The organism is Caballeronia sp. AZ1_KS37, assembly GCF_023631165.1.
Lineage (GTDB): Bacteria > Pseudomonadota > Gammaproteobacteria > Burkholderiales > Burkholderiaceae > Caballeronia > Caballeronia zhejiangensis.
In genome coordinates this window covers 1-5,445 of the sequence record NZ_JALQDP010000049.1, presented here as the reverse complement: position 1 = coordinate 5,445, position 5,445 = coordinate 1, and the positions used below count along the sequence as shown (strand labels likewise).

The window sequence follows — 5,445 nt, the reverse complement described above, 5'->3', positions numbered from 1 at the left end:
AGCATGAGGAGCCTGACGATTACCTACTTTCACACGGGTATCCGCACTATCATCGGCGTGGAGTCGTTTCACGGTCCTGTTCGGGATGGGAAGGGGTGGGACCGACTCGCTATGGTCATCAGGCATGACTTGTTGTTGTCTCGCCTGGGTGGGCGCGACAACCAATCTGGGAAGAAGTAGAAGTGTTTGGGGAGTGAGTGTCGCACAACGCTACTCAACCAGGGGTGGTATTGACCAAGCGCTGTGGCGCCAGGTCAGTACGTGAAACACACTGGTTATAGGATCAAGCCTTACGGGCAATTAGTATCAGTTAGCTCAATGCATTACTGCACTTACACACCTGACCTATCAACGTCCTGGTCTGGAACGACCCTTCAAGGGGCTCGAAGCCCCGGGGATATCTCATCTTAAGGCGAGTTTCCCGCTTAGATGCTTTCAGCGGTTATCTCTTCCGAACATAGCTACCCGGCGATGCGACTGGCGTCACAACCGGTACACCAGAGGTTCGTCCACTCCGGTCCTCTCGTACTAGGAGCAGCCCCCTTCAAATATCCAACGCCCACGGCAGATAGGGACCAAACTGTCTCACGACGTTTTAAACCCAGCTCACGTACCTCTTTAAATGGCGAACAGCCATACCCTTGGGACCGGCTACAGCCCCAGGATGAGATGAGCCGACATCGAGGTGCCAAACACCGCCGTCGATATGAACTCTTGGGCGGTATCAGCCTGTTATCCCCAGAGTACCTTTTATCCGTTGAGCGATGGCCCTTCCATACAGAACCACCGGATCACTATGACCTGCTTTCGCACCTGCTCGACTTGTCGGTCTCGCAGTTAAGCACGCTTATGCCATTGCACTATCAGCACGATTTCCGACCGTACCTAGCGTACCTTCGTACTCCTCCGTTACGCTTTGGGAGGAGACCGCCCCAGTCAAACTGCCTACCATGCACTGTCCCCGACCCGGATCACGGGCCAAGGTTAGAACCTCAAACAAACCAGGGTGGTATTTCAAGGACGGCTCCACCGAAACTGGCGTTCCGGTTTCATAGCCTCCCACCTATCCTACACAGATCGGTTCAAAGTCCAATGCAAAGCTACAGTAAAGGTTCATGGGGTCTTTCCGTCTAGCCGCGGGGAGATTGCATCATCACAAACACTTCAACTTCGCTGAGTCTCGGGAGGAGACAGTGTGGCCATCGTTACGCCATTCGTGCAGGTCGGAACTTACCCGACAAGGAATTTCGCTACCTTAGGACCGTTATAGTTACGGCCGCCGTTTACCGGGACTTCAATCAAGAGCTTGCACCCCATCATTTAATCTTCCGGCACCGGGCAGGCGTCACACCCTATACGTCCACTTTCGTGTTTGCAGAGTGCTGTGTTTTTATTAAACAGTCGCAGCCACCAGTTTATTGCAACCCTTTCACCCTCCTGGCGCAGGCCAGTCAAGCTACAAGGGCGTACCTTATCCCGAAGTTACGGTACCAATTTGCCGAGTTCCTTCTCCCGAGTTCTCTCAAGCGCCTTAGAATACTCATCTCGCCCACCTGTGTCGGTTTGCGGTACGGTCATCGTTAGACTGAAGCTTAGAGGCTTTTCTTGGAACCACTTCCAATTGCTTCGCTTCCGAAGAAGCTCGCGCCACGCCCTTGAATTACGCACCCGGATTTGCCTAAGTGCCTTCTCCAACGCAGCGACCGGGACGTCCAACACCCGGACAACCTTCCGCGATCCGTCCCCCCATCGCATCTAACAATGGTGCAGGAATATTGACCTGCTTCCCATCAGCTACGCATTTCTGCCTCGCCTTAGGGGCCGACTCACCCTACGCCGATGAACGTTGCGTAGGAAACCTTGGGCTTACGGCGAGGGGGCTTTTCACCCCCTTTATCGCTACTCATGTCAGCATTCGCACTTCCGATACCTCCAGCACGCTTTTCAACGCACCTTCGCAGGCTTACGGAACGCTCTCCTACCACACGTACTTGCGTACGCATCCGCAGCTTCGGTGACTGGCTTGAGCCCCGTTACATCTTCCGCGCAGGACGACTCGATCAGTGAGCTATTACGCTTTCTTTAAAGGGTGGCTGCTTCTAAGCCAACCTCCTGACTGTTTTAGCCTTCCCACTTCGTTTCCCACTTAGCCAATCTTTGGGACCTTAGCTGGCGGTCTGGGTTGTTTCCCTCTTGACACCGGACGTTAGCACCCGATGTCTGTCTCCCGTGATTGCACTCTTCGGTATTCGGAGTTTGCTATGGCGTAGTAATCCGCAATGGACCCCACAACCATGACAGTGCTCTACCCCCGAAGGTGATACACGAGGCACTACCTAAATAGTTTTCGGAGAGAACCAGCTATTTCCAAGTTTGTTTAGCCTTTCACCCCTATCCACAGCTCATCCCCTAACTTTTCAACGTTAGTGGGTTCGGTCCTCCAGTACGTGTTACCGCACCTTCAACCTGGCCATGGATAGATCACTTGGTTTCGGGTCTACGCCCAGCAACTGATCGCCCTGTTCGGACTCGCTTTCGCTACGCCTGCCTTAATCAGTTAAGCTCGCTACTGAACGTAAGTCGCTGACCCATTATACAAAAGGTACGCCGTCACCCGTTTCCAGGCTCCGACTGTTTGTATGCATGCGGTTTCAGGATCTATTTCACTCCCCTCCCGGGGTTCTTTTCGCCTTTCCCTCACGGTACTGGTTCACTATCGGTCGATCACGAGTATTTAGCCTTGGAGGATGGTCCCCCCATCTTCAGACAGGATTTCACGTGTCCCGCCCTACTTGTCGTACCCCTAGTTCTTCCTCGCTGTTTTCGTCTACAGGGCTATCACCTGCTATGGCCGCACTTTCCAGAGCGTTCGACTAACAACAAAGATAAAGAGTACAGGCTGATCCCATTTCGCTCGCCACTACTTTGGGAATCTCGGTTGATTTCTTTTCCTGCGGTTACTTAGATGTTTCAGTTCACCGCGTTCGCTCCACACAACCTATGTATTCAGTTGTGGGTACTCCATTAGGAGTGGGTTTCCCCATTCGGACATTTGTGGATCAAAGCTCGTTTGCCAGCTCCCCACAACTTTTCGCAGGCTACCGCGTCCTTCATCGCCTGTGATCGCCAAGGCATCCACCACATGCACTTGTTCGCTTGACCCTATAACAAGTGTGTCTCTCTCGAGCCACCCTCGCCATAGGCTGAGTATTCGCGTTGTGCCGTATTCCAAGTCATCATCAAGATCACTTTTCATACTTGATACAATCACTACCCTGACTACCCGACTCACACCCATCTCTAAGTGCTTTTAGATAGTCTCTTTACTACTTCTTCCAGATTGTTAAAGAACGTTTAGCCGACAAGCTCACTTCACTCGCCTGCGACATCAACTGGCTTTCAATCGCCAATGCAAAGTGCTTCACGAAACACTGCGCATTGAGGACTTGGTGGAGGATGACGGGATCGAACCGACGACCCCCTGCTTGCAAAGCAGGTGCTCTCCCAGCTGAGCTAATCCCCCGCGTCTTGCGTCTGCAGCCTCACTGACTGCCTGACTCAGCTTGACCGTGGTGGGTCTGGTTGGATTCGAACCAACGACCCCCGCCTTATCAAGACGGTGCTCTAACCGACTGAGCTACAGACCCAAAGCCTGTCTTCAAACAACAGCCGATAAGCGTGAGCGCTTAACTTCGTGTGCGAAGCTCGAGAAAGGAGGTGATCCAGCCGCACCTTCCGATACGGCTACCTTGTTACGACTTCACCCCAGTCATGAATCCCACCGTGGTAAGCGCCCTCCTTGCGGTTAGGCTACCTACTTCTGGTGAAACCCACTCCCATGGTGTGACGGGCGGTGTGTACAAGACCCGGGAACGTATTCACCGCGGCATGCTGATCCGCGATTACTAGCGATTCCAGCTTCACGCAGTCGAGTTGCAGACTGCGATCCGGACTACGATCGGTTTTCTGGGATTGGCTCCACCTCGCGGCTTGGCAACCCTCTGTTCCGACCATTGTATGACGTGTGAAGCCCTACCCATAAGGGCCATGAGGACTTGACGTCATCCCCACCTTCCTCCGGTTTGTCACCGGCAGTCTCCTTAGAGTGCTCTTGCGTAGCAACTAAGGACAAGGGTTGCGCTCGTTGCGGGACTTAACCCAACATCTCACGACACGAGCTGACGACAGCCATGCAGCACCTGTGCGCCGGTTCTCTTTCGAGCACCCCCACCTTTCAGCAGGGTTCCGACCATGTCAAGGGTAGGTAAGGTTTTTCGCGTTGCATCGAATTAATCCACATCATCCACCGCTTGTGCGGGTCCCCGTCAATTCCTTTGAGTTTTAATCTTGCGACCGTACTCCCCAGGCGGTCAACTTCACGCGTTAGCTACGTTACTAAGGAAATGAATCCCCAACAACTAGTTGACATCGTTTAGGGCGTGGACTACCAGGGTATCTAATCCTGTTTGCTCCCCACGCTTTCGTGCATGAGCGTCAGTGTTGGCCCAGGAGGCTGCCTTCGCCATCGGTATTCCTCCACATCTCTACGCATTTCACTGCTACACGTGGAATTCTACCTCCCTCTGCCACACTCAAAGCCTGCCAGTCACCAATGCAGTTCCCAGGTTAAGCCCGGGGATTTCACATCGGTCTTAACAGACCGCCTGCGCACGCTTTACGCCCAGTAATTCCGATTAACGCTCGCACCCTACGTATTACCGCGGCTGCTGGCACGTAGTTAGCCGGTGCTTATTCTTCCGGTACCGTCATCCTCCATCCATATTAGGGACGAAGTTTTCTTTCCGGACAAAAGTGCTTTACAACCCGAAGGCCTTCTTCACACACGCGGCATTGCTGGATCAGGGTTGCCCCCATTGTCCAAAATTCCCCACTGCTGCCTCCCGTAGGAGTCTGGGCCGTGTCTCAGTCCCAGTGTGGCTGGTCGTCCTCTCAGACCAGCTACAGATCGTCGCCTTGGTAGGCCTTTACCCCACCAACTAGCTAATCTGCCATCGGCCGCCCCTATAGCGCGAGGTCCGAAGATCCCCCGCTTTCTCCCTTAGGTCGTATGCGGTATTAATCCGGCTTTCGCCGGGCTATCCCCCACTACAGGACACGTTCCGATGTATTACTCACCCGTTCGCCACTCGCCACCAGGGTTGCCCCCGTGCTGCCGTTCGACTTGCATGTGTAAGGCATGCCGCCAGCGTTCAATCTGAGCCAGGATCAAACTCTTCAGTTCAATACCTGTTACTGTTTTCTATTCTTCCGAATAGGTCGCTCACTCAACGTTCTGACGATGATTTATTCCATCCAAAGATGAACAAACCTTCCTCTGATACTTCGTGTGAGACTCTTGATACTTTTGCTATTGCCGATTCCGAAGAACCAGCCGCACTCGCCATCAAGCGCCCACACTTATCGGCTGTTAGTTTTTAAAGAGCA

At 53.3% G+C, this 5,445-nt stretch carries 2 tRNA genes and 3 rRNA genes; all 5 read right to left on the bottom strand.

Annotated elements, in window-relative coordinates:
- Positions 1-10: 10 nt before the first annotated feature.
- Positions 11-123, bottom strand: a 5S ribosomal RNA gene (gene rrf, locus NCS00_RS33110).
- 156 nt (positions 124-279) lie between these two features.
- Positions 280-3,162 (bottom strand): 23S ribosomal RNA (locus NCS00_RS33105).
- Between the two features lie 285 nt (positions 3,163-3,447).
- Positions 3,448-3,523 (bottom strand) — tRNA-Ala (locus NCS00_RS33100).
- Positions 3,524-3,570: 47 nt separating this feature from the next.
- A tRNA-Ile gene (locus tag NCS00_RS33095) sits at positions 3,571-3,647 on the bottom strand.
- A 63-nt stretch (positions 3,648-3,710) separates the two neighbouring features.
- Positions 3,711-5,242, bottom strand: a 16S ribosomal RNA gene (locus tag NCS00_RS33090).
- The 16S, 23S and 5S rRNA genes sit together here with 2 tRNA genes alongside, the layout of an rRNA operon.
- Between the last annotated feature and the right edge of the window lie 203 nt (positions 5,243-5,445).